The sequence below is a fragment of the Arthrobacter sp. Y3222053 genome (assembly GCF_059092805.1).
The window spans coordinates 551,129-572,420 of the sequence record NZ_JBNHIA010000002.1 but is presented as its reverse complement, the minus strand read 5'-3'; the positions used below and the strand labels follow the sequence as shown (position 1 = coordinate 572,420).

Genomic DNA, 21,292 nt, shown 5'->3' with positions numbered 1-21,292 from the left:
TTGGAAGGCACAAAATGAACGTTCAACTTCCCGACCCCGTACTCGACAAGGCACCCACCGACGAGGCCATGCTCCAGGCCTACCTCGACGGCGCAGCCCGGCTCATCGCCGTGGCCCGCAAGGCGGGGGAGGAGGGGGCCGACGTCGTCGTCCCGGCCAGCCCGGCTTGGACCGTTCGGAATGTCGTGGCCCACCTGACCAGCGTCGCCCACATCTCCGTAAACCGGCTGGGATGGGGTGACGACGTCCAGGCCACAATCGACCGCGAGGTGGCCGCCCGCGCCGACCACACGGTGGACCGGATCACGGCCGAATGGGAGGCACTGCTTGATCCGCTGGCGGCCATGTTCGCCGGCCGGCCCTCCGGGCCCCTGGTGGTGGACGTCGTCACGCACGAGCACGATGTGCGGGCTGCGCTGGGCCCTGAGTACCAGGACCACGCGGCAGGACTGGAGGAGGCGCTGTCTGCCATGGTCGCCTGGGTCCGGTACCTGGGCCTGGTTGGCGAGCCTGGCCTCCTCCTCACGACACCCACCTCTCAGGCGCTGTTCGGCGGCCCGGAGATCGGGTGCCGGGCTGAGCTGCCCAGCGACTGGGAGCTCTTTCGACTGCTTGGGGTGCGACGTTCCCGGGAACAGCTGATGTCCTACCCGGCGGAAGGCGACCAATCGCTGCTGCTGGCGGTTACCAGCCGGTATCCGCTGCCTCTCGCCCCCCTCTTCGACTGACGCTGCGCCGCCGCGTTGGTCCCGGTTACGGAAGAAGGAACCCTATGACAACCGAAGTACGGATTCCCCAGTTGGGAGTCACCATGCAGGAGGGCGAAATCGCCGAATGGTTCGTGGAGGAGGGGGCCGCGGTCAAAGCGGGTGACCCCCTCTACCTGCTCGAAAGCGACAAGACCTCCAGCGATATCGAATCCCCCACCGACGGGATCCTGCGGATCAAGGCGGCGGAGGGCGCCAGCTATCCGGTTGGCACCCTCGTCGCGGAGATCGAGTAGCAGATGGGACAGCAGGTTGCCGGGTCACCGGCCGCTCCGGTGGCCGGGACCACGGTCCGGCTTCCGCGCATGCGCAGGACCATCGCGTCCCGGATGACCGAATCACTGCGCCTGGCAGCGCAGCTGACCGCCGTCCAGGAGGCCGACGTCACCGGCATCCGCCGGCTGCGGGAGGCAGCCAAAGCGCCGTTTTCCGCCGCCGAAGGGGTCTCTCTCTCCTATCTTCCCTTCTTCGCCAGGGCACTTGTGGAGGCGGCCCAGGCCTATCCGCAGTTCAACGCTTCCCTTGATGAAGCGGGCACGCACGTCACCTATCACGACGCCGTTCACCTTGGCATCGCGGTAGAGACTGCCCGCGGGCTGGTCGTCCCCGTGCTCCGGGACGCCCACACCCTGACCCTGCGGGAGACCGCGCTGGGCATAGCGGAACTCGCTGCACGGGTTCGGGAAGGCGGCATCAGTCCGGATGAGGTCACCGGGAGCACCATCACGCTGACGAACATCGGCAGCGCGGGTTCGCTCAGTGACACGCCGATCATCAATTATCCGGAGGTGGCCATCCTCGGGACGGGGGCGATCGTCCAGCGTCCGAGGGTGGTTGAAGGGTCCGGCGGCGGTGAGTCAGTCGAAATCCGCTCCGTCTGTTCGCTGCCGCTGACGTATGACCATCGGCTCATAGACGGAGCCGATGCAGGCCGCTTCCTCAGTCTCGTCCGGACACGCCTGCAGCCCGAAGCCTTCGAGGCCGAGCTGGCTCCTTACGCTTAAGGAACGCTTGGTTCCGGGGGGCGTCAGCGCTCCGTGAGCGCTCCCCGGAGCAGGTGTTCCCGCAGGAACCTGCGGATGCGACGGCCGCTGGCCCGACCCGGTCGCCCCGACCCTATCCACAGGACACTGCGTACGTAGCCGGCCAGCACTTCCGCAGATGCCACCGGACGGATGCGCCCCGCCGCCTGGCCGTTCTCCAACACACCGGTCAGCAGGGCCAGGCGTTCATTGGTATGGGTGGTGTATCTGCGAACCTGGGCCTGTACTTCCTGCTGGCGGTTCCAGATCAGGGACATCATGCGGGTCTCGTCCGGGAATCTGCGCGCCTCGTGCACGATGCCGAAGGCCAGCGCATCCAGGGTCTCCGCTTCCGACTCCGCCGGTGTCGTCAGAGCGGCGCGCAGCACCGTGTCGAGCTGGCGGTCATAGTTGTCGACGATCTCGGCGAAGATGGCATCCTTGGACTCTATTCTCCGGTAGAGCGTGCCCATGCGGACCCCCGCCGCATCCGCGATGTCCCGAATGGTCGTTGCGTCAAATCCCCGAAGCGCGAACTGCTGCCGGGCGGCCGCTGCGATCCCGGCCCGGGTCTCATCGCCCGGATCGGGCGCGACGTAGTCCTCAATGGCGTCCCTGACCGCGGCCATCGGGGCGGATGCGTCGAGGACACGGTCAGGGGGACAATCTGCAACTATGCCATGCAGCAGCATGTCGCAAAGCAGTCGTGAGGATTGCTCCACGTCGAGCCCGGCGCCGGCCGCAGCCCCGGGATGGATCGAGAGGCCCTGCAGCGCAATCGCCAGCATCTCCTGGTCCATGGCGGTCGAGGGAGCCTGCTCGGCGAGGTCGCTGATCACCGATCGCCAGACCCGCTGCAGGGCCAGGGGCCGGTGGTTGATTGTCGCGTGCAGGCGTTCCGTGGCCACGGCGGGCGCCTGAAAAACGCGCAGACCCACCGCCGGAGCGTGCCGGCGTCCCACCAGCGAGACGTCCGCGACGAGGCGGAGCAGCCGTTCTTCCGGCGGGCGTGCCGCATTCTCCGGACGGCGTGACCGGACGGCCACGTCAAGCAGAGCGGCATAGAGGGCCTCGCACAGTTCCACGGCGATGGTTTCCTTCGCCGTGAAGTGGTGGTAGAGACTCCCGGGGAGAATGCCGACGGCGTCCGCGATGTCCTGCATGGTCGTGGCTGCGTAACCCTTGGACGAAAACAGCTCGCCGGCGCTTGCCCGAATCTGCTCGGCCCGCGGGCTCGACGCCATGCCGGGGGCGGCGGTGGTTTCAATCTGCCTGGGCATTGAGGTCCTCACACGTGGAGCGGCCCGCCGGGAACGTCAGGCACAGGATGTGCGGGCCTCCAGCTCGGGACAGTATATCGGGGAAATACTAGCGCACGGTGGTGCCCGGCGCCGCTGCCGCAGGCGGCTGCGCCGGGCGCGTTTCAGGATCCGCTGCGTGCCACGTCCCTGAAGGCCGTTCCCCGGTCGGCAGCAAATTCCCGGGGCATCCCGAGCACCCGCTCGCTGATGATGTTGCGCGCAATTTCGGTGCTTCCACCGCCCAGGCTTGCAGCCTGGCGTGAGAGGAAGCGGTGACCCGTTCGTCCGGGTCCGGCGTCCTCCGGGGCGGGGCCGGTGACCGCATTCGCGCCGGCGATGGACAGGGCGGCATCATGATCGAACCAACCGCGTTCGGCTTCGAACAGGCGAAGGATGGAGCTGGCCTGGGGATTCATGGCGCCGGATGCGATGCCCGCCCCGATCCGGCGAATCAGCTGCTCGGAGACGACCTGCATGATGCGGGCCTCGGCAATCTGAGAGCGGACCCGGGCGTCCTCCAGCCGACCGGTGCGCCGGGCGAGCTGCAGGAGATCGGTCCCCTGGCTGCCCTTCCTGAACCGCGGCCCGCTGATGAAGGGTGAACCGCCGCCCATGGAATTGCGCTCGTGAAACAGCTGCCGTGAGGCTGTTGCCCAGCCCTCGTCCACGGCACCGACGACGTGGTCGGCAGGCAGGCGGACCTGGTCGAAGTGCACCTCGCAGAACTCGGTGGATCCGCTGAGCAGCCGAATCCGTCGAACGGTCACCCCCGGCGCCTTAAGGGGCAGGGCGAACATGGTGAGTCCCGCATGCTTGGGTACATCCCAGTTCGATCGTGTGAGGCACAAACCGTAGTCTGCGGCGTAGGCGGCCGAACTCCAGATCTTGGCGCCGTTCAGCACCCAGTCACCGCCGTCGCGTTCGGCCTTGGTGATGACGCCCGCAAGATCGGAGCCGCCGCGCGGTTCGGAGAGCAGCTGGCACCAGACATCCTCTCCGCTGATGATGCGGGGCAGGAACCTCTGTTTTTGGGCCTCGGCGCCCGTCTCCAGCAGCGTTGCTCCGCAGATGGAGAAATTGGGGATGTTCAGCACGGTCGGCATCTCGTAGGCCGCAGCCTCCTCGCTGAAGGCAGCCTGATGCGCCGGCGTGAGCCCGAGCCCCCCGTACTCGACCGGAAAGCAGATGCCGGCAAAGCCGCCCGCGTGCAGCATCCCCTGCAGGGTGCGCGCCCGTTCCCAGGCGGCGTCGTCGTCTCCGTGCGGCAGGGCGGCGGCCCGGGGCATGTTCTCCTGCAGCCACGAGCGCGCCCGTCGCCGGAAGTCTTCCACGGACTCAACTTCGGCTCCGGCGTCCAGCCTGTTCGTTGCAGTGCTCATGCCGCGTCCTTTCCTTCCAGCATCACGATGATTTCTTCGTGGCATTCCTCGGGAGTTCCATACAGGGCGCGGTCGCCGACAGCCCGCCGCAGGTACAAATGCAGGTCGTGCTCCCAGGTCACGCCCATGCCGCCGTGCAGTTGGATGAAGTCCTGCAGGATGATCGGGGCTTTTGCGCCCACGTAGGCCTTTGCCGCATGGACCAGCTCGGCGGCTCCAGGCGCTCCTGCGTCCACAGCGCGCGCTGCTCCGGCGGTGACGGCCAGGCAGGCCTCCAGCCAGGTCTTGTTGTCGGCCATCCGGTGCTTCAGGGCCTGGTAGGAAGCCAGCGGCCGCCCGAAAGCGTAGCGGTCCGCCATCCATTGGACGGTGACGTCGAACATCACCTCCACTGCTCCGGTCATCTCTGCGGCGGCGAGCAGCGCAGCGCATCGCCGCTGGGCTTCAATGGCCGCCAGCGCCGCCGGGCCCCGGTGGACCACCCGCTCGGCCGGCACGTGAACGTCCGTGAGCCGGACCGAGGCATAGCGGCGGGTCGCATCGAGAGACCAGGACCTGCTGACGGTCAACCCCGGAGTGTCCCGGGGAAGCAGCACCTGGACGGGGCCGTCGGGAGAACGGGCAGTCACCAGGAACAGGTCTGCCGAGTCTCCCTCTTCCACGCGGTCCTTCGTGCCGGACACCAGGAGACCGCCGGATGCGGTCGGGGTGGCTGTGGTCGCCGGGTTGGAGGAAACCCAGCCGCGGTCAGGTTCATAGACGGCCCAGCCGGCAAGGAGCTCACCGGCAAGAATGGACTCGATCTCTTCGGCCCAGGTTTCGCCCGAGGACGTCAGGCCGGCGAGGACCGCGCTGGTGCTCAGAAGGGGGCCCGGAGCGCACGCGCGTCCGAACTCACGGGCGACGAGGCAGAGATCGGTCATTGGATTGCCCGACACCGTTCCGCCGCCCAGCGTTTCGGGGACCAGCATCGCGGTCCAGCCCAGCTCTGCACCCCGGGCCCACCACGGCCGGTCGAGCCCCTCGCCGGAGTCGGCGAGCCCGCGGGCAACCTCGCTGCCGGCGGTCTTGGCCAGAAAGCTCCGAGTGGTGTCCCGGAAGGCCTTCTGGTCCGGCGTGAGGTCTATGTCCATGGTGATCCTGCTTTCCTGACTGGGACCGTCGTCCCCGTGAATGGAGCTGGGATCATCGAACCATGGAACAAAGATTTGGTCTAGGGAGCGTTGCGGGGGAGTCCGGGTCCTGTTAGCTTTGCCGCCAACAAAACCGATACGAGGAGTGGATGATGGACCCGAGCCAAGCAGCAGCCCGCCTTGAGATCCAGCAGCAATTGGCCAACTACGCCAACGGCGTGGACTTCCAGGACTGGGAGCTGTACCGGTCGGTGTTCACCGAGGACGCGGACGTGGATTACACCAACTCGCTGCCCCTGCGGGGCACTCCGGCGGAGATCGTGGCCGTTTTTGCGCCCATCTTCGAGTCAATGCCCTGGACACAGCACTACATCACGAACGTCAGCTACCGCTTCGACGGTGGTGAGTGCCACGTCAGGGCGTTCTTTCACAACCCGTGCAGGCTGACCGGCGTCGAAGGCACCTCGCACCACTACGGCTACTACGATCACACGTTCGTGCAGACGGCCCAGGGCTGGAAGAGCCGGCACCTGGTCGAAACGATGCGGCATCGTGAAATTCTGACCCCGGCTCCCGAGCAGGCGCCCGCCGCGACGGCCTGAGTCCGGCGAGCCGCCTGCCGCAGGCCGCGCCGACGGCGGCAACGGTTCTGTCAGCGGACAGTGACAGACTAAAGACATGACTGAACCGGCTCTGGCGCACGCAACGGACTTCGGGCGGATGTATTCACGCTCGCTGAGTGAACCTCCGGCGGTCCCATCCATCACCACCGTGATCTCCCAGGCCTCCAGTGACCTGGGCGGCTGGCACAGCTACATGGCGGCCAACGCCGTGGTGAAGGATCCCCGCCTCGGACCGGCCCTGGGCAGCCCCCCGCAGCTGCGCACCCTGGTCAAGGAGGCCAGCCGCGCCTCCGAGCGGTACCGCGACGAGGCAGCCGAGCGCGGTACGCGGGTCCACTACTACTGCGAACAGGTCGCGCTGCGCGCGCTCGGCCTGCCCGAGCAGGTCCAGCTGGCCCGGGAATCCCTGCGCGAACACGGCGAGCACCAGTTCGCCGACCGGTTCGATGAATGGTGGCAGCTGTACCAGGTGGAGCCCATCGCCGCTGAAATCACCGTGTGGAACCACCAGCTGGGCTACGCCGGCACGCTCGACCTGGTCGCCCGGATCGGCGGCCGGGTCTGCCTGATCGACTACAAGACCAAGAACACCGACCGCGACGGGCTGGTCAAGGCCCTCGACGAGAAGGTCGTCATGCAGCTGGTCGCCGGCCTGAAGGCCGAGGAATCACTGGTCGACGCCGCCGCCGGCACCTGGGAGCCGTGGGCGCACGGCGACGCGCCCGTGCTGCTGGGGGTCGCCGTCGGGCAGACCGAAGTGCGTCCCGTCCGGGCCAACCCGGCCGTGCTGCCGCAGCACTGGTACAAGTTCTGCGCCCTGCGCCGGGTCTGGCAGACCAGCATCGAAGCCGCCCAGGCCGGGCCGGCCCTGCTGCCCATCGCACCGCCGCCCGCGCCGTCGCACGCGGCATTCCCCAGCGGCGCCCACGCCGCACCCGGGCCGGCGCCGGCACCCTCGGCGGCACCGGCGGCGCCGGAAGCTGCAGCCGGGACCCGCTGACCGCAGCTCCGGCGTGTCCCCGGGCGCCCGTCCGGAACTAGACTGGATGACCGAGCCACCGAAGCGACAGTGAGGAACACACCCCAGATGGCAATCCTGAACATCCGGATCATCGGCGATCCCGTCCTGCGGACCAGGGCCGAGGAAGTGACCGACTTCGGTCCGGAGCTGGCCAAGCTGGTCGCCGACATGGAAGAGACCATGGAGGACGTCGACGGCGCCGGCCTGGCCGCGCCGCAGGTCGGCGTCAGCCTCCGCGTGTTCACCTACCGGATCGACGGACAGGCCGGGCACATCGTGAACCCGGTGCTGGAACTGAGCGAAGACCTGCAGCCGGACCAGGTCGAAGGGTGCCTCTCCATCCCCGGCCTCGGCTTCCCCGTGCCCCGGGCCCGCTGGACCAGGGTCAGCGGACAGGACAAGTCCGGCAACCCGGTGGTGATCGAAGGCGAGGGCATGCTCGCCCGGTGCTTCCAGCACGAGACGGACCACCTGGACGGCATCCTCTACATCGACCGGCTGAAGGGCGAGGACCGCAAGGCGGCCCTGCGCGCCATCCGGAACAGCGATTACGACGCCGTCGCCGAGCGGACCACCGCCGAGCGCGCCCGCAGCGTGGGCTCCAGCTTCGGCGGCACCGGCGCCGTCGGCAGCTTCGGCCAGCCGACGGGAGCCTGACCCAGTGCGGGTACTGTTCGCCGGCACCCCCGGCGTCGCCGTCGCCTCCCTCGACGCCCTGATCGAGGCCGGCTTCGACGTCGTGGCCGTCCTCACCCGCCCCGACGCGCCGCTTGGCCGCAAGCGCGTCCTGACGCCGTCGCCGGTCGCCGCGCGCGCCGAGGAGCTCGGCCTGCCCGTGATCCGCGCCGCCCGGATCGACGACGACGCGCAGGAGGCCATCCGCGCGTCCGCCCCCGACGTGGCGGCCATCGTGGCCTACGGCGGGCTGGTTCCCGAGGCCGCGCTGGCCATCCCCGCGCACGGCTGGATCAACCTGCACTTCTCGCTGCTGCCGGCCTGGCGCGGAGCCGCCCCCGTGCAGCATGCCCTGATCAATGGCGACGACGTCACCGGCGCCTCCACCTTCCTGCTGGAAAAGGGCCTGGACACCGGGCCCGTGTTCGGGCAGCTCACCGAGGCTGTCCGCCCCGATGACACGGCCGGAGACCTCCTGGCGCGGCTGGCGCACAGCGGCTCGGTGCTGCTGGTGCAGACCCTGCACGCCGTCGAGGCCGGCACCGCCCGGCCCGAACCGCAGCACGGCGAACCGACCTTCGCGCCCAAGCTGACGCTTCAGGACGGGCGCCTGGACTGGCGGCAGCCCGCCCTGGCCCTGCGCCGGCGGATCGCCGGGGTCACCCCCGAGCCCGGCGCCTGGACGACCCTGGACGGGCAGCGCTTCAAGATCGGCGGCGTCGCCGACCGGCCCGAGGTCACCGACCTGGCTCCCGGCCGGGTCCGGGCGGGCACCGTAAGCGGACCGCTGGTCGGCACCGGCTCCCATGCCCTGGAACTGCGGCAGGTCCAGCCTGCCGGACGCAAGATGATGGCCGGCCCCGACTGGGCTCGCGGACTGGCCCGTGAGGAAGTGGTGTTCGAGTGAGTGCGGCGGAAAACGGATCCGGCGCCGGGCGGGGCCCGGGCAGCCGCCCCGGCCGGCCGGGCAGGAACGGCGGCAGCGGCGGCGCGGGCAACAGGCGCGGCGACGGCGGTGCGGGCCGGACCGAACGGCAGGGCGCGTCCCGGCGCAACGAGAAGGGCCGTGAACGCAACCGCTCCGGCGAAAGGCACTTTTCCGAAAACGCGCCCAGCCGGCGCAGCCGCAGCGCCGACCCGGCCCGGCTGGCTGCCTTCGAGGTCCTCCGCGCGGTATCCGGGGAGGATGCCTACGCCAACCTCGTGCTGCCCAAGGCCATCCGAAAGCACCGGCTGGACCGCCGCGACGCCGGCTTCGCCACCGAACTCGCCTACGGGGCGCTGCGCGCCCAGGGCACCTATGATGCGATCCTCGCCCGCTGCGTGGACCGGCCGCTGGAGAAGCTGGACCCGGCCATCCTGGATGCGCTGCGCCTGGGCGCCCATCAGCTGCTGGCCATGCGGGTCCCCGCCCATGCCGCCCTGGACCAGACCGTGGGACTGGCCCGCGCGGTGATCGGCGCCGGCCCGGCCGCCCTGATCAACGCGGTGCTGCGCAAGGTCTCCGCCCGGGACCTCGCCGCCTGGACCGACGAGCTCACCCGCGGCGAGACCGACGCCGTCGCCCGCGCCGCCGTCGAGCACGCCCACCCGGAGTGGATCGTGCGCGCCCTGCGCCAGTCCCTGGTGGCCCACGGCCGCGGCGTCGAGGAAATCGATGACCTGCTGCGGGCCGACAACGCCGCCCCCGTGGTGAACCTCGTGGCGCTGCCCGGGCTGGGCAGCCTCGACGAGGCACGGGCGGCCGGTGCCGCGGACGGCGAGCTGGTGGCCGACTCGGCGCTGTACGCCGCCGGCGACGTCGGGCGCCTGGAATCCGTGCGCAGCGGCACCACCCGCGTCCAGGACGTCGGGTCCCAGCTGGTGGCCCGGGCCCTGGGCGCCGCCGAGGTGCTGCCGGCCGGCCGCGTCGGCGGCGAAAAGTGGCTGGACATGTGCGCCGGCCCCGGCGGCAAGGCCGCCCTGCTGGCGGCCCTGGCCCGGCAGCAGGACGCCACGCTGCTGGCCAATGAACCCGCCGAGCATCGTGCCAGGCTGGTGCACCAGGCCCTGGAGGCCGTGCCCGGGGGCACCTGGCGGGTGCGCACCGGCGACGGGCGCACCCTCGCCGCGGAGCACCCGGACGAGTTTGACCGCATCCTCGTCGACGCCCCCTGCACCGGCCTGGGCGCGCTGCGCCGCCGGCCGGAGTCGCGCTGGCGGCGCCGGCCGAGCGACGTCGGCGACCTCGGCGCGCTGCAGCGGGAGCTGCTCACCGGCGCGGTCGACGCCGTGCGCCCCGGGGGAGTGGTGGCCTACGTGACCTGCTCCCCGCACCCCGCCGAGACGACCGCCGTCGTCAACGACGTGCTCCGGCGCCGCAACGACCTGGAGCTGCTCGACGCCGGCGCCGCCCTCGACGCGGTCAGCCTGCCCGGCGCGCTGGAGGCCGGGCACGGGAAGACCGCGCAGCTGTGGCCGCACATCCACCAGACCGACGCCATGTTCCTGGCGCTGATCCGCCGCAAGATCTAGGAGATCCATTGGGAAAGTGCTGCATCAACCCGAGCATCCTCTCGGCCGACTTCGTCAACCTTGAGGCCGAGCTGGCCAGGATCGGCACCGCCGACGCGGTGCACGTGGATGTCATGGACAACCACTTCGTCCCGAACCTGACGATCGGACTGCCGGTGGTGCAGCGCATCCAGGAGGTCAGCAGGCTGCCGCTGGACGCGCACCTGATGATCGAGGATCCGGACCGGTGGGCTCCGGCCTACGCCGAGGCCGGCCTGGCGTCGGTGACCTTCCATGTGGAGGCCGCCACCGCTCCGGTCAAGCTGGCCCGCGACCTGCGCAGCAACGGAGCCAAGGCCGGCATGGCGCTGCGCCCGGCCACCCCGGTGGAACCGTACCTGGACCTGCTGCCCGAGCTGGACATGCTGCTGATCATGACCGTGGAACCGGGCTTCGGCGGCCAGAAGTTCCTGGACATCACCCTGCCCAAGATCCGCCGCGCCGCCGCCGCGGTCCGCGGCTCGGGCCTGCCGCTGGCGCTGCAGGTCGACGGCGGGATCTCCGCCGAGACCATCGAGCGGGCGGCGGAGGCAGGCGCCAACGTGTTCGTGGCCGGTTCCGCCGTGTATGGCGCGGAGGATCCCGCTGAGGCCGTCACCAAGCTGCGGTCGCTGGCCGAGGCCGCTGCGCCCCCGGCGTAACTGCCCGAGGAGCGCTTCTGTGCCGGCACCCGGAGTTGGACGGTGCGCCCGCACCGGGAACCGGGAACCGAACGGAATGTTACGCAGGTCACGTTGAGTTGCGCCCGGGGCCTGTCCCGTGTGCAAGAATGTTCCTAGCAAAACAACGTGCTCCGGGGTCGGTGTAAGTCCGAACCGGCGGTTATAGTCCGCGACCCGCAGCTCCCGTTCCCATCCGGAACGGAGGCTCGGTTGAACCGGTGGAATTCCGGTACCGACAGTTAAAGTCTGGATGGGAGAAGCACGTACTGTTCGCGGCTGCCTGCGCGGACGCCTCTTTCGGCGTCCCCCGTCGGCACCCGTGCACCGTATGCTCGTACCCCCGGAGCCGCCGCTCACGGATGGGAACGACATTGGAATTTCTGCGGTGGCTCTTCGAAGCCCAGATCCCGGTTGGCGGCAGCTCGCTGCTGCTGCGTGAAGTACTGGGCAACATCTTTGGCCTGCTCAGCGCCCTTGGCGGGATGCGCCGCCGCGTCTGGGCCTGGCCCGTCGGCATCGTCGGCAACGTCCTGCTGCTGACCGTCTTCCTCGGCTCGATGTTCGGCGGGGCCGACACCGCCAACCTCCTCGGCCAGGCCGGCCGACAGATCATGTTCATCGCCGTCGCGGTCTACGGCTGGCAGCGCTGGCGCAGCGCCCGCAACGGCAACGGATCCGCGGTCACGCCGCAGTGGGCCTCGACCAAGGCCCGGATCGGGCTGGTCGCTGCGCTGATCCTGGGCACCGCCGCGCTCACCCCGCTGTTCCGGATCCTGGGCTCCTACGAGCCGGTCTGGGCCGACGCCTGGACCTTCGTCGGCTCGCTGCTGGCCACCTACGGCATGGCCCGCGGCTGGGTGGAGTTCTGGCTGATCTGGGTGGCCGTGGACATCGTGGGCGTGCCGCTGCTCTTCAGCGCCGGTTACTACGCCACGGCCTTCATGTACATCTTCTACGGTGCCTTCACCCTCGTCGGCTTCTTCGTCTGGTGGCGGGCGCACAACAACGCCAAGCCCCAGGTGCAGACGCTGATGCCCGACCCCACGGTGCGCTGATGTCCGCCGGGACCTCCAGGCTCGGCGGAAGCGGTGCCGGGCGCACCGAGGCCGCCGCCGCGCCGGTGCCGCCGGGCGAAGCGCCGGCCCGGCTCACCGAATCCGAAGCCATGGCACTGGCCCTGGAGCTTGCCGGCCGCGGCGTGCGCGGCGCCAACCCGCTGGTCGGCGCGGTGGTCTTGGGATCCGACGGCGCCGTGCTCGGCAGCGGGTTTCACCGCGGTGCCGGTACCGCCCACGCGGAGGCTGCGGCCCTCGCCGCCGCCCGCGCCGCCGGCCGGGACACCGCCGGGGCCACGATGGTGGTGACCCTGGAACCGTGCAACCACAGCGGGCGCACCGGGCCGTGCAGCGAGGCCGTCCTGGCCGCCGGCATTTCCCGCCTGGTGTATGCCACGGCCGATCCCACCCCCGCGGCGGCCGGCGGTGCGGCGCGGATCGCCGCTGCCGGCGTCGACGTGGAGGCCGGGCCGATGGCCGCCGACGCCGCGGACCTGAACCACCGCTGGAGCGCAGCCGCCCGGCAGCGCCGGCCCTTCATCACCCTGAAAACCGCCCAGTCGGTGGACGGGCGGGCCGCGGCCACCGACGGCACCAGCCAGTGGATCACCGGGCCCCGGGCCCGCGCCTACGGGCACGCCATCCGCGCCCGGGCCGACGCCGTGCTGGCCGGCACCGGCACCGTCCTGGCGGACAATCCCCGGCTGACCGCCCGCACGCCGGCCGGAGAGGAGGCCGGCACCCAGCCGCTGCGCGTCGTGCTCGGCACCCGGGAGGTGCCCGTCGGGGCTGCGGTCCGCGGCACCGACGGGCGCTTCCTGCAGCTGGCGCACCGCGATCCCCTCCGCGCCGCCCGGGAACTGTACGACGCCGGAGTCCGCCACCTGCTGGTCGAGGGCGGGCCGGCCGTCGCGGGTGCGTTCCTGGCCGCGGACCTGGTGGATGAACTGGTCTGCTGCACCGCCCCGCTGCTGCTGGGCCACGGGCTCCCGGCCGCCGACCTCACCGTGCCCACCCTCTCCGCAGCCCGGCGCTGGCGCTGGGATTCCCGGGCCGGGGGAGCAGTGGCCGCCGCCGGAGAGGACCTGGTGCTGCGGCTTGAGCCGGCCCCGGCTCCCGGCGCAGGGGAGACCAGGAACACGCCCGCCGAGGACACCGAAACGTCCCGCCAAACGTAAGGAAAATGATGTTCACCGGAATTGTCGCAGAACAGGGAACCGTGGTGTCCCTGGCCCCGGACGCCGCCGGAACCGGCAGCGTGCTCATCATCGACGTCCCGCGCGCCGCCGCCGGACTCGAGCCCGGCGGCTCCATCGCCGTCGACGGCGTCTGCCTCACCGCCGTAGGACCCGGCGCCGCCGTCCCCGCGGGGACCCGGCTCACCGTGGACGTGATGGGCGAAACCCTGGCCCGGACCACCATCGGCGCCCTGCGCCCCGGCAGCAGGGTCAACCTGGAACGCTGCGTGCCCGCCGGGGGCCGGCTGGACGGGCACGTGGTGCAGGGACACGTGGACGGCGTCGGCGCGCTGCTGGAGCGCGAGCACCTGGGCAGCTGGGAGCGCCTGCGCTTCGCCGTGCCCGGTCCGCTGGCCCGGTACATCGCCGAGAAGGGCAGCATCGCCGTCAACGGCGTCTCGCTCACCGTCAGCGCGGTGTCGGAGCCGGCCGCCGTCGAGCCCTGGTTCGAAGTCGGACTGATTCCCACCACCCTGGCCGAAACCAACCTCGGGGCCCTGGCTCCCGGCGCGCCGGTGAACCTGGAGGTGGACGTCCTGGCCAAGTACGCCGAGCGGCTGCTGGCCTTCGCCGCCGCGCCCGCCGGACAGGGGAACGGACAGTGAGGAGCGCAATCGAAGTGCAGGACGACATCCGGCTCGACGCCGTGACCGACGCCGTGGCGGCGATCGCCGCCGGACGGCCCGTGGTGGTGGTGGACGACGCGGACCGCGAGAACGAAGGCGACATCATCTTCGCCGCCGAGCACGCCACCCGGGAGCTGATGGGGTGGACCATCCGGCACACCTCCGGCGTCGTCTGCGTGCCGCTGCCGGGCGAGCGGGCGGACCGGCTGGGCCTGCCCCCGATGACCGCCGTCAACGAGGACGCCAAGGGCACCGCCTACACGGTCTCCTGCGACGCCGGCGAAGGCATCAGCACCGGCATCAGCGCCGCCGACCGCGCCCTGACCTCGCGGCTGCTGGCCGATCCGGGCACCGCTCCGGGCCAGCTGACCCGGCCCGGGCATATCTTTCCGCTGCGCGCCCACGACGGCGGCGTCCGGGCCCGCCGCGGGCACACCGAGGCCGCCGTCGAGCTGGCCCGTCTGGCCGGCTGCCAGCCGGTGGGCGTGATTGCGGAGCTCGTGCACGACGACGGCGACATGATGCGCCTGCCCGCGCTGCGGGAGTTCGCAGACCGCGAGGGCCTGGTGCTGATCAGCATCGAGGACCTGGTGCGGCACCTGGACGCGGGCGGCACCGGCTCCGGGGCGGCACGCGAGGCCGGCGATGAGTGAGGCGCTGCACGCGGTGCCGGCCGGCGGGGAGGTCCCGGCGGGCATCCTGGCCGGTCCGGAGGTGCGCCTGCCCTCGGCCTTCGGCGACTTTACCGCGCAGGCGTGGACCGACCCTGCCACCGGAACCGAACACATGAGCCTGAGCGCGCCCGGCACCAGTCCGGACGCCGCCGACGCCGCCCCGCTGGTGCGCCTGCACTCTGAGTGCCTCACCGGTGACGTGTTCGGGTCCTACCGCTGCGACTGCGGCGAGCAGCTCGAACAGGCGCTGGAACTCGTGCAGCTGCACGGCGGCACCGTGCTCTACCTGCGCGGCCAGGAGGGCCGCGGCATCGGGCTGGCGAACAAGCTGCGTGCCTACGCGCTGCAGGAACAGGGCGCCGACACCGTGGAGGCCAACGAACAGCTAGGCCTGCCCGTCGATGCCCGGGACTACCGGGCCGCCGCCGCCATCCTGCACGAGCTGGGCCTGCACCGGATCCGGCTGCTGACCAACAACCCGGCCAAGCGGGACTGGCTCGGCCGGTTCGGCATCGACGTCGAGGCCATGGTGCCCTCCGAGGTGCCGGTCCGGGCGGAAAACGAACGCTACCTGCAGACCAAGCGGGACCGGATGGACCATCATCTGTCCCTGCTGCGCAGCAAGCCGGTCCAGCAAAGCTGACCTGCCGGAAGGCCGCAGCCGGCACCGGTGCGCAGGCACCACACAGCACATTCCCACAACACGAGGAGACCACATGAGCGGGCACGGAGCACCGGCCAACGACGTCAGTTCGATCAAGGCCCAGGGCCTGCACCTGCGGGTGGCGGTGGTCGCCGCGTCCTGGCACGAAGAGGTCATGGGCGGGCTGATCGACGGCGCCCTGCGCGCCGCCGAGGACGCCGGGCTGGAGATCGAGCTGGTCCGGGTGCCGGGCAGCTTCGAACTGCCGGTCGCCGCCTCCCGGCTGGCACCGCACTTTGACGCGGTGGTGGCGCTCGGCGTCGTCATCCGCGGCGGCACCCCGCACTTCGACTATGTGTGCTCCGCAGCCACCACGGGGCTGACCGAGGTCAGCATCCGGACCGGCAAGCCGGTGGGCTTCGGCGTGCTGACCTGCGACACCGAGGACCAGGCCCTGGACCGTGCCGGCCTCGAGGGGTCCAGCGAGGACAAGGGCTACGAGGCCTTCGCCGCTGCGGTGAACACCGTGGCAGCCCTGCGCGGCGCCGGCGCCTGAGGGCTGCCGGAATCGTTTTAAGCAGGTGCAGCTCAACGGTGTCCGGCCAGGCGGCTGGATCTGGGCTGGTGCCTCAGGAAGCGTCGGGCGGCGAGCACTGCCGGAGGGCGGCAATGACCTTTTGGACGGCCGCCCGGTGCAGGGCTTCTGGCCGGCAGAGAATATCGACGCACCGGACCAGGTGCAGGTCGCTCAGCGGCTTGAGGACCAGTCCGGCGCCGGGTTGGGGTGCTGCCGTGCAGCGGGGCATCAGCGCCACGGCGGCGCCCGCGGCGACAAGCGTGCCGGCAATGAAGAACTCGTTGATGCGGTGCGTGACGTTGAGCGGCCGGCCGGCGTGGACTGCCACGGCCTGCAGCGCCTGGATGAGCGGAAACCCGTCCTGCACCGAAACCCATTCCTCGTCGACAAGATACCGGACCCGCACTTCGGCTTCGGCGGCCAGCACGTGCTGCTCCGACATGGCAACGTCCAGAGGTTCGCGGATCAGCGGTGTCGCCCTGATGCTCGTCGGCCACGGTGCGCTGTGCGCCAGGCGGTGCGCTATGACCAGGTCGAAGTCAGCGGTCAGGGCCGGAAACGTCTCCTGTGCGACGTCCCGGTCGTGGCACACCACCCGCGGATTGCCCTCATCCGACAATGCACGGATCAAGGGGCCGAACCAGGTCAGGCCGGCACTGTTGAATCCGGCGACGCTCACCGTCGCTGCGGGGTCCTGCACGTACCGGCTGACGGCCTGCTCGGCCGAGCTCATCGCGACACTGATGTCCGCTGCAGCCTCTGTCCCCTGAACGGGGACCCTCGCTGCTGCAGCCACCAGCACTCGGTGCGTCCCTGGCCGAACGCCGGGTCGACCTCCTCCTGCTCCTGGTCGCGGCGGCCTGGGGCAGCAGCTATCTGGCAGCGAAATCCCTGACCGACACCGTCGGCGTCACGGTCATCCTCTCGCTGCGCTTTCTGATCACCGCGGCCGCCCTGGCGGCGATCTGGCTGTTCCGGGCCCGACGGCGGGCCGGACGCCGGGAAACCGTGGTCGGCATCGTCCTGGGCTGTACCCAGGCAGGCGTGCTTCTCCTGGAAACCCACGGCATTGCCGGCACCAGCGCCACCACGCCGGGCTGATCATCAGCCTGGTCATCGTGTTCACCCCCGTCGCCGAGAGCATCGCCTTTCGGGTGCGGCTGCCGCGGGCGGTACTCGGCGCCGGCGTCGTCGCCCTGGTGGGCGTCTGCCTGCTGGTCTCGGGCGACGGATTCGCCGCACCCGGCCGCGGGGACCTGCTTGTCCTCGGAGCGGCGGTGGTCCGCGCCGTCCACGTCACCGCTGTCTCCGGCCTGACCCGGGGGCGCAGCTACAGCGCCCTGAACCTGACCCTTATCCAAGGTGCGGTATGTGCCCTCATCTATACCCTGGCTGACCATCGGGGCGTGCTGCAGGCAGTGCGGACCTTCGACCCGGGGGAGTGGATCGCCGTCCTCTACCTCGGCCTGGTCTGCAGCGTCTTCGCCTTCCTCGTCCAGACCTGGGCGATCCAGCAGTCCTCCGCCGCCCGGGCCAGCCTCCTGATGGGGACCGAACCCATCTGGGCGGTGCTCATCGGACTCACCCTCGGCCGGGAGGCCCTGGCGCCGCTCGGTTTCCTCGGCGCAGCATTGATCGTTGCGGGGACCTATCTGGGCCTGCGGGCCGAAACCCGCCACCGCGCCCGTTTGCCCTTTCCGGCACGCGGCTGACAGGCGGATACGTGAGCATGAGTACGGTCAGTCGGCGCTCCCGCGGGGGCGGGAGAACAGCAGATACAGGCCGAGCCCTGCCGTCCAGAGGGTCAGCGTGTCGAAGGAGAGCCGTTCGGCGACCCCCACGCCGACCGCGGCCGAGGGGCCGCCGCCGATCGCGTCGATGAACAGCACCAGCCCCGCAATCGAAACGACTAGGCAGAGGATGGTCCAGGCCGTCGCCCAGCGTGCGGCGGAGCTTCCCCTGAGCGCAAAAATCAGGAAGACCATCCCGGCCCACTGCACCGGAGCCTGCGCGAGGGCGGCCAGATTGTGCGCTTCGGGCTGAAGGTCCCACGGAAAGAACCCCACCAGCATCAGCAGGGCCCCGCTCACGGCGAGCAGCGCCATGGCCGCCCGACCGCTCCGTTGGTGCCGCCAGGCCGACCACAACAGGACGGCTCCCAGGGCCAGAAGCGCACCGTTGGCAACGGTGCCTGCATTGGCCAGCACGTGCGCAGGCGAGCAGATGTACCGTTCCATCCGGGTCCCGGCGTCGAACGTTGCACAGCCGGTGACACCCAAATCGCTGATGGTATTGGCACGCCAGGAGTAGGGCCGCGGCCACTGGAGGGCGGCGGCCAGCTGGGCCGGGAAGGCAACGAGGCACAGGATCCACAGCACAGCACCCGACCGACGTCGTGTCATGGCGGCAGCGTATACCCCGGCAGGGCCGGCCAGCGCGGGGAAAAGGCTGAAACCGACACGTCCGAAACCCAATTGCCTGCGGTCGGCCCGGTGCGACGTCGTCGTCCCGCACCGCGCCGGTTGCAGGCAGCGCGCAGCGCCGCCTCCCGTGGCTATTGTCGGTGGGGGAGGGCGGCTGCGGCCGCGTCGACAGGCCGCCGACGCCGGCCGGCCGGGACGGCCCGGTACAGCCCATCCCGGACCAGCCACGGAAAGGCGCCCCATGGCACAAGGAAACATCCAACCGCCCGATAGTGCGGGAACGGCCCGCGTCCAGCGGCGGATTCTCGCCGTGGTGGTCCTCAGCCAGGTTCTGGGCGGCGCCGGGCTCGCGGCCGGCGTCACGGTGGGCGCCCTGCTGGCCCAGGAGATGCTGGGCTCGGCCTCGCTCGCCGGCCTTCCCGCCGGGCTGATCACCCTCGGCTCCGCGCTGGCCGCCTACCTGGTCGGCGGGGTCACCCAGCGGGCGGGACGGCGGATCGGGCTCGGCTCCGGCTTTGCCGTCGGCGGAACGGGTGCCCTGGGCGTGGTCCTCGCCGCCGTGATCGACAGTCCCGTGCTGCTCTTCGCGGCGCTGGTGCTCTACGGGGCCGGCACGGCGACGAACCTGCAGGCGCGCTATGCGGGCACGGATCTCGCCCCGCCGTCGGGCCGGGGCCGGGCCATCAGCGTGGCGATGGTGTCCACCACGCTCGGGGCCGTCGCCGGGCCGAACCTGGTGATGCCCATGGGCGGTGTCGCCGCCGAGCTGGGCATTCCTCCGCTGGCCGGGCCCTTCCTGCTGGCCGGTGCCGCGTTCCTGGCCGCCGCCGTCGTGCTCCTGGTGCTGCTGCGCCCCGATTCGTTCCTGCTGGCCCGCCGGCTGGAGGCCGACGCCGGTACGGCGGCTTCGGGAAGCGAGAAGGCTGCCGGCGCCGTGCCGCGGCCGGGCACCGGCGTCTACGTCGGCGCCGCGGTGATGGTGCTGACCCAGATCGCGATGGTGGCGATCATCCATGACCCCGGTGCACATGCGCGCCCACGGCCACGGCCTGGCCGACGTCGGCCTGGTCATCGGCGTGCACATCGGCGCCATGTACCTGCCGTCGCTGGTGACGGGCGTGCTGGTGGACCGGGTGGGCCGCATCCCGATGGCCGCGGCCGCCGGGGTGACCCTGCTGCTGGCCGGGGTGACAGCCGCGCTGGCGCCGGCGGAGTCGCTGGGCCTGCTGATCCTGGCCCTCGCATTGCTGGGCCTCGGCTGGAACTTCGGCCTCATCGCCGGCACTGCGCTGGTGGTGGACTGCACCGCCCCGTCGATCCGGCCCCGGGTGCAGGGCCGCATTGATGTCTTCGTGGCACTCGCCGGGGCCGGTGGCGGTTCGCTGTCCGGGGTGGTGATGGCGTCGGCCGGCTTCGCGGTGCTGGCCCTCGCCGGCGGCGCCCTCGCCGTGGCGCTGCTGCCGGTGCTGCTCTGGGCGCGGCGGGTCAGCGCGGTGGCCGCTGCCGCTCCGGATTCCTGATCCCGAGCAGCGCGGTGAGCCCGGCGGCGAAGAACAGCCCGGTCGTGACCAGGGCTGTCTGCCGAAAGCCCGGATAGCCCAGCGCTCCGCCGGAGATCGTGCCGACCAGCGCCACGGAGATCAACCCGGCCACGCGGGACACCGCGTTGTTGACGGCCGAGCCGATTCCGGCGTCGTCCTCGGTCAGCGCTCCGAGCACTGCCGCGGTGAGCGGTGCGACCATCACACCCATTCTGATGCCGAACAGCAGCAGTCCGGGCAGCAGCTCGGGGAGGAAGAGCACCGGAGGCTGCACGGTGAGCATCAGCAGGAACCCGGCGCCGGCGACGGCGGGCAGCAGCGCAGCCGGCAGCGGCAGGGAGATGAGCCCGGCCTGAACGGCGGTGAACCCGGCGGTGTCCTGGACGAAGACGGTCACGGCGAAGGAACCCAGGGAAATCGCGGCGTACGCGGCCGCCGTCACCAGACTTCCGACGCGGAAATTGCGCGCTCCGAACAGCGACAGGGGCATCATCGACTCGGGTGCCCGTACTGCACGCTGAGTCCACGGACCATTCGACGTCGTCCCTTGCTAGCCTCTGGGCATGACTCCCTCCGAGGTGCTTCATCCGCTGCGCGGCACGGGCGCTGCCCGGGCTGCGCGGCGGGTCGGCCTGCTGCTGGTTTTTCGGCTGGGCCTGGTCGCCGTGGCGACGGTGGGGGTCTGGCTGGCCGCCCGCGCGCTCGACGGCGGCGCGTCCTTCCCGCCGACGCCGATGCTCCTGTCCCTCGGCCTGCTGCCGGTGAACGTTCTCTCGCTGCTGCTGATTTCGCGGCTGCTGACGGCGGACGGGCAGAGCCTCCGGGATCTGTTTGCCCCGGGCCGGTCCGTGCCGCGGGATGCGGCCTGGGGTCTGCTGTGGATCGCGGTTCTCTACGTTCCGTTTGTCCTGGCCGTCATGGCGACGATGTGGCTGCTGCACGGAGCGGGCATGTTTGAGGCGTTCGAGACCGTGTTCTTCGATCCCGACGCCGCGACTGTCGCCTCGCCCATGTGGGCGCTGGTGCTCGGCGTCGTGGCCGTCCTGACTTTCGCGCCGCTGAACGCTCCGGCCGAGGAAGCCGTCTACCGCGGCTACTCCCAGTCACGGCTCTCGGCGGCCTGGCCGCCCTGGGCCGCGATGCTGGCCTGTTCCGCGGTGTTCGGCCTGCAGCATGCCTTCTTCGCCCCCACCGCGGACGCGATGATCGTCTACGTTGTCGCCTTCACCGTCTGGGGCCTGGGCTCGGCGCTCATTGTCCGCCGCCAGGGCCGGCTGCTGCCGATCACCATCGCGCATTTCCTCGTCAACCTGATGACCAGCTCCCCGGCGGTGGTCTTTCCGATCCTGGTGCTCACCGGCGTCGTCGACCTGTAACGG

25 protein-coding genes, 1 pseudogene and 1 riboswitch are annotated in these 21,292 nt (G+C 70.9%); of the genes and pseudogenes, 20 read left to right on the top strand and 6 right to left on the bottom strand.

Annotation, left to right across the window (positions count from 1 at the left end; all coding sequences use genetic code 11):
• The first annotated feature begins 14 nt into the window (after window positions 1–14).
• Genes AC5RUW_RS06870 through AC5RUW_RS06860 form a run of 3 tightly spaced genes read left to right on the top strand, consistent with a single transcriptional unit; the run spans window position 15 to window position 1,771 of the window.
• Window positions 15–728, top strand: coding sequence for a maleylpyruvate isomerase N-terminal domain-containing protein (locus AC5RUW_RS06870; protein ID WP_494159990.1), 714 nt, complete (start codon window positions 15–17; stop codon window positions 726–728).
• Window positions 729–772: 44 nt separating this feature from the next.
• Window positions 773–1,003 carry a lipoyl domain-containing protein gene (locus AC5RUW_RS06865; RefSeq protein WP_494159989.1) on the top strand — a complete coding sequence of 77 codons (231 nt, stop codon included), beginning with the start codon at window positions 773–775 and terminating at the stop codon, window positions 1,001–1,003.
• Between the two features lie 3 nt (window positions 1,004–1,006).
• Window positions 1,007–1,771 (top strand): 2-oxo acid dehydrogenase subunit E2, encoded by a 765-nt coding sequence (locus tag AC5RUW_RS06860; RefSeq protein WP_494159988.1) that lies wholly within the window; start codon window positions 1,007–1,009, stop codon window positions 1,769–1,771.
• A gap of 23 nt (window positions 1,772–1,794) precedes the next feature.
• Here AC5RUW_RS06860 and AC5RUW_RS06855 read toward each other — a convergent pair whose 3' ends face one another.
• The 3 genes from AC5RUW_RS06855 to AC5RUW_RS06845 form a co-directional block, all read right to left on the bottom strand.
• A complete protein-coding gene (locus AC5RUW_RS06855; protein WP_494159987.1) occupies window positions 1,795–3,069 on the bottom strand; it encodes a TetR/AcrR family transcriptional regulator in 1,275 nt (424 codons plus the stop codon).
• Between the two features lie 143 nt (window positions 3,070–3,212).
• Entirely contained in the window at window positions 3,213–4,469 is a 1,257-nt protein-coding gene (locus tag AC5RUW_RS06850) for an acyl-CoA dehydrogenase family protein (protein ID WP_494159986.1), read from the bottom strand.
• Window positions 4,466–5,602 (bottom strand): acyl-CoA dehydrogenase family protein, encoded by a 1,137-nt coding sequence (locus AC5RUW_RS06845; protein WP_494159985.1) that lies wholly within the window; start codon window positions 5,600–5,602, stop codon window positions 4,466–4,468. Before AC5RUW_RS06845 ends, AC5RUW_RS06850 begins: the two co-directional genes overlap by 4 nt.
• A gap of 152 nt (window positions 5,603–5,754) precedes the next feature.
• On the opposite strand from AC5RUW_RS06845, the gene AC5RUW_RS06840 reads away from it, so the two are divergent.
• From AC5RUW_RS06840 to ribH, 12 genes are all read left to right on the top strand, one after another.
• On the top strand, window positions 5,755–6,204 hold the full coding sequence (locus AC5RUW_RS06840) for a nuclear transport factor 2 family protein (protein ID WP_494159984.1): 450 nt from the start codon (window positions 5,755–5,757) through the stop codon (window positions 6,202–6,204).
• 76 nt (window positions 6,205–6,280) lie between these two features.
• Window positions 6,281–7,225, top strand: coding sequence for a cytochrome (locus AC5RUW_RS06835; protein ID WP_494159983.1), 945 nt, complete (start codon window positions 6,281–6,283; stop codon window positions 7,223–7,225).
• Window positions 7,226–7,312: 87 nt separating this feature from the next.
• Window positions 7,313–7,903 (top strand): peptide deformylase, encoded by a 591-nt coding sequence (def, locus tag AC5RUW_RS06830; protein ID WP_494159982.1) that lies wholly within the window; start codon window positions 7,313–7,315, stop codon window positions 7,901–7,903.
• 4 nt (window positions 7,904–7,907) lie between these two features.
• Entirely contained in the window at window positions 7,908–8,828 is a 921-nt protein-coding gene (fmt, locus tag AC5RUW_RS06825; RefSeq protein WP_494159981.1) for a methionyl-tRNA formyltransferase, read from the top strand.
• Entirely contained in the window at window positions 8,825–10,435 is a 1,611-nt protein-coding gene (locus AC5RUW_RS06820) for an RsmB/NOP family class I SAM-dependent RNA methyltransferase (RefSeq protein ID WP_494159980.1), read from the top strand. The genes fmt and AC5RUW_RS06820 overlap by 4 nt, the downstream gene beginning before the upstream one ends.
• A gap of 8 nt (window positions 10,436–10,443) precedes the next feature.
• Entirely contained in the window at window positions 10,444–11,115 is a 672-nt protein-coding gene (gene rpe, locus AC5RUW_RS06815) for a ribulose-phosphate 3-epimerase (protein WP_494159979.1), read from the top strand.
• Between the two features lie 144 nt (window positions 11,116–11,259).
• Window positions 11,260–11,402, top strand: a riboswitch (FMN riboswitch).
• Window positions 11,403–11,507: 105 nt separating this feature from the next.
• Window positions 11,508–12,191: a nicotinamide riboside transporter PnuC gene (gene pnuC, locus AC5RUW_RS06810; RefSeq protein WP_494159978.1), complete on the top strand. Its 684-nt coding sequence runs from the start codon at window positions 11,508–11,510 to the stop codon at window positions 12,189–12,191.
• A complete protein-coding gene (gene ribD, locus AC5RUW_RS06805; RefSeq protein WP_494159977.1) occupies window positions 12,191–13,369 on the top strand; it encodes a bifunctional diaminohydroxyphosphoribosylaminopyrimidine deaminase/5-amino-6-(5-phosphoribosylamino)uracil reductase RibD in 1,179 nt (392 codons plus the stop codon). The genes pnuC and ribD overlap by 1 nt, the downstream gene beginning before the upstream one ends.
• 8 nt (window positions 13,370–13,377) lie before the next feature.
• Window positions 13,378–14,034: a riboflavin synthase gene (locus AC5RUW_RS06800; protein WP_494159976.1), complete on the top strand. Its 657-nt coding sequence runs from the start codon at window positions 13,378–13,380 to the stop codon at window positions 14,032–14,034.
• Window positions 14,031–14,708, top strand: coding sequence for a 3,4-dihydroxy-2-butanone-4-phosphate synthase (ribB, locus tag AC5RUW_RS06795; protein WP_494159975.1), 678 nt, complete (start codon window positions 14,031–14,033; stop codon window positions 14,706–14,708). The genes AC5RUW_RS06800 and ribB overlap by 4 nt, the downstream gene beginning before the upstream one ends.
• The gene (gene ribA / locus AC5RUW_RS06790) at window positions 14,701–15,372 is read left to right on the top strand and encodes a GTP cyclohydrolase II (protein WP_494006859.1); all 672 of its coding nucleotides are present in this window, start codon (window positions 14,701–14,703) and stop codon (window positions 15,370–15,372) included. Before ribB ends, ribA begins: the two co-directional genes overlap by 8 nt.
• Before the next feature lie 73 nt (window positions 15,373–15,445).
• Window positions 15,446–15,928: a 6,7-dimethyl-8-ribityllumazine synthase gene (gene ribH, locus AC5RUW_RS06785; protein WP_494006860.1), complete on the top strand. Its 483-nt coding sequence runs from the start codon at window positions 15,446–15,448 to the stop codon at window positions 15,926–15,928.
• 73 nt (window positions 15,929–16,001) lie between these two features.
• On the opposite strand, the gene AC5RUW_RS06780 is transcribed toward ribH, so the two are convergent.
• Window positions 16,002–16,682 carry a LysR substrate-binding domain-containing protein gene (locus tag AC5RUW_RS06780; protein WP_494159974.1) on the bottom strand — a complete coding sequence of 227 codons (681 nt, stop codon included), beginning with the start codon at window positions 16,680–16,682 and terminating at the stop codon, window positions 16,002–16,004.
• 17 nt (window positions 16,683–16,699) lie between these two features.
• On the opposite strand from AC5RUW_RS06780, the gene AC5RUW_RS06775 reads away from it, so the two are divergent.
• Complete coding sequence (locus AC5RUW_RS06775) at window positions 16,700–17,050, top strand: EamA family transporter (RefSeq protein WP_494160208.1); 351 nt, start codon at window positions 16,700–16,702, stop codon at window positions 17,048–17,050.
• Between the two features lie 17 nt (window positions 17,051–17,067).
• The gene (locus tag AC5RUW_RS06770; protein WP_494159973.1) at window positions 17,068–17,661 is read left to right on the top strand and encodes a DMT family transporter; all 594 of its coding nucleotides are present in this window, start codon (window positions 17,068–17,070) and stop codon (window positions 17,659–17,661) included.
• Window positions 17,662–17,688: 27 nt separating this feature from the next.
• On the opposite strand, the gene AC5RUW_RS06765 is transcribed toward AC5RUW_RS06770, so the two are convergent.
• The gene (locus tag AC5RUW_RS06765; RefSeq protein ID WP_494159972.1) at window positions 17,689–18,351 is read right to left on the bottom strand and encodes a DUF998 domain-containing protein; all 663 of its coding nucleotides are present in this window, start codon (window positions 18,349–18,351) and stop codon (window positions 17,689–17,691) included.
• Between AC5RUW_RS06765 and AC5RUW_RS06760 the strand changes: the two are divergent.
• Window positions 18,350–19,207 (top strand): annotated as a pseudogene (locus AC5RUW_RS06760) (MFS transporter); the annotation flags it as partial. The gene AC5RUW_RS06765 and the pseudogene AC5RUW_RS06760 sit on opposite strands and share 2 nt — an antisense overlap.
• A gap of 178 nt (window positions 19,208–19,385) precedes the next feature.
• Window positions 19,386–19,892 (top strand): MFS transporter, encoded by a 507-nt coding sequence (locus AC5RUW_RS06755; RefSeq protein ID WP_494159971.1) that lies wholly within the window; start codon window positions 19,386–19,388, stop codon window positions 19,890–19,892.
• Here the strand turns inward: AC5RUW_RS06755 and AC5RUW_RS06750 are convergent.
• Entirely contained in the window at window positions 19,858–20,355 is a 498-nt protein-coding gene (locus AC5RUW_RS06750; protein ID WP_494159970.1) for a hypothetical protein, read from the bottom strand. The genes AC5RUW_RS06755 and AC5RUW_RS06750 overlap by 35 nt on opposite strands.
• Window positions 20,356–20,476: 121 nt before the next feature.
• On the opposite strand from AC5RUW_RS06750, the gene AC5RUW_RS06745 reads away from it, so the two are divergent.
• The gene (locus tag AC5RUW_RS06745; RefSeq protein ID WP_494159969.1) at window positions 20,477–21,289 is read left to right on the top strand and encodes a CPBP family intramembrane glutamic endopeptidase; all 813 of its coding nucleotides are present in this window, start codon (window positions 20,477–20,479) and stop codon (window positions 21,287–21,289) included.
• Window positions 21,290–21,292: the final 3 nt, after the last annotated feature.

Coding starts and splice junctions, on each gene's coding strand:
- ribH (WP_494006860.1), top strand. CDS start 15,446: ATGAGCGGGCACGGAGCACCGGCCAACGACGTCAGTTCGATCAAGGCC.
- AC5RUW_RS06745 (WP_494159969.1), top strand. CDS start 20,477: ATGACTCCCTCCGAGGTGCTTCATCCGCTGCGCGGCACGGGCGCTGCC.
- AC5RUW_RS06840 (WP_494159984.1), top strand. CDS start 5,755: ATGGACCCGAGCCAAGCAGCAGCCCGCCTTGAGATCCAGCAGCAATTG.
- AC5RUW_RS06780 (WP_494159974.1), bottom strand. CDS start 16,682: ATGAGCTCGGCCGAGCAGGCCGTCAGCCGGTACGTGCAGGACCCCGCA.
- AC5RUW_RS06865 (WP_494159989.1), top strand. CDS start 773: ATGACAACCGAAGTACGGATTCCCCAGTTGGGAGTCACCATGCAGGAG.
- ribD (WP_494159977.1), top strand. CDS start 12,191: ATGTCCGCCGGGACCTCCAGGCTCGGCGGAAGCGGTGCCGGGCGCACC.
- ribA (WP_494006859.1), top strand. CDS start 14,701: ATGAGTGAGGCGCTGCACGCGGTGCCGGCCGGCGGGGAGGTCCCGGCG.
- AC5RUW_RS06800 (WP_494159976.1), top strand. CDS start 13,378: ATGTTCACCGGAATTGTCGCAGAACAGGGAACCGTGGTGTCCCTGGCC.
- AC5RUW_RS06855 (WP_494159987.1), bottom strand. CDS start 3,069: ATGCCCAGGCAGATTGAAACCACCGCCGCCCCCGGCATGGCGTCGAGC.
- def (WP_494159982.1), top strand. CDS start 7,313: ATGGCAATCCTGAACATCCGGATCATCGGCGATCCCGTCCTGCGGACC.
- AC5RUW_RS06860 (WP_494159988.1), top strand. CDS start 1,007: ATGGGACAGCAGGTTGCCGGGTCACCGGCCGCTCCGGTGGCCGGGACC.
- AC5RUW_RS06845 (WP_494159985.1), bottom strand. CDS start 5,602: ATGGACATAGACCTCACGCCGGACCAGAAGGCCTTCCGGGACACCACT.
- AC5RUW_RS06835 (WP_494159983.1), top strand. CDS start 6,281: ATGACTGAACCGGCTCTGGCGCACGCAACGGACTTCGGGCGGATGTAT.
- AC5RUW_RS06870 (WP_494159990.1), top strand. CDS start 15: ATGAACGTTCAACTTCCCGACCCCGTACTCGACAAGGCACCCACCGAC.
- AC5RUW_RS06850 (WP_494159986.1), bottom strand. CDS start 4,469: ATGAGCACTGCAACGAACAGGCTGGACGCCGGAGCCGAAGTTGAGTCC.
- AC5RUW_RS06755 (WP_494159971.1), top strand. CDS start 19,386: ATGACCCCGGTGCACATGCGCGCCCACGGCCACGGCCTGGCCGACGTC.
- AC5RUW_RS06765 (WP_494159972.1), bottom strand. CDS start 18,351: ATGACACGACGTCGGTCGGGTGCTGTGCTGTGGATCCTGTGCCTCGTT.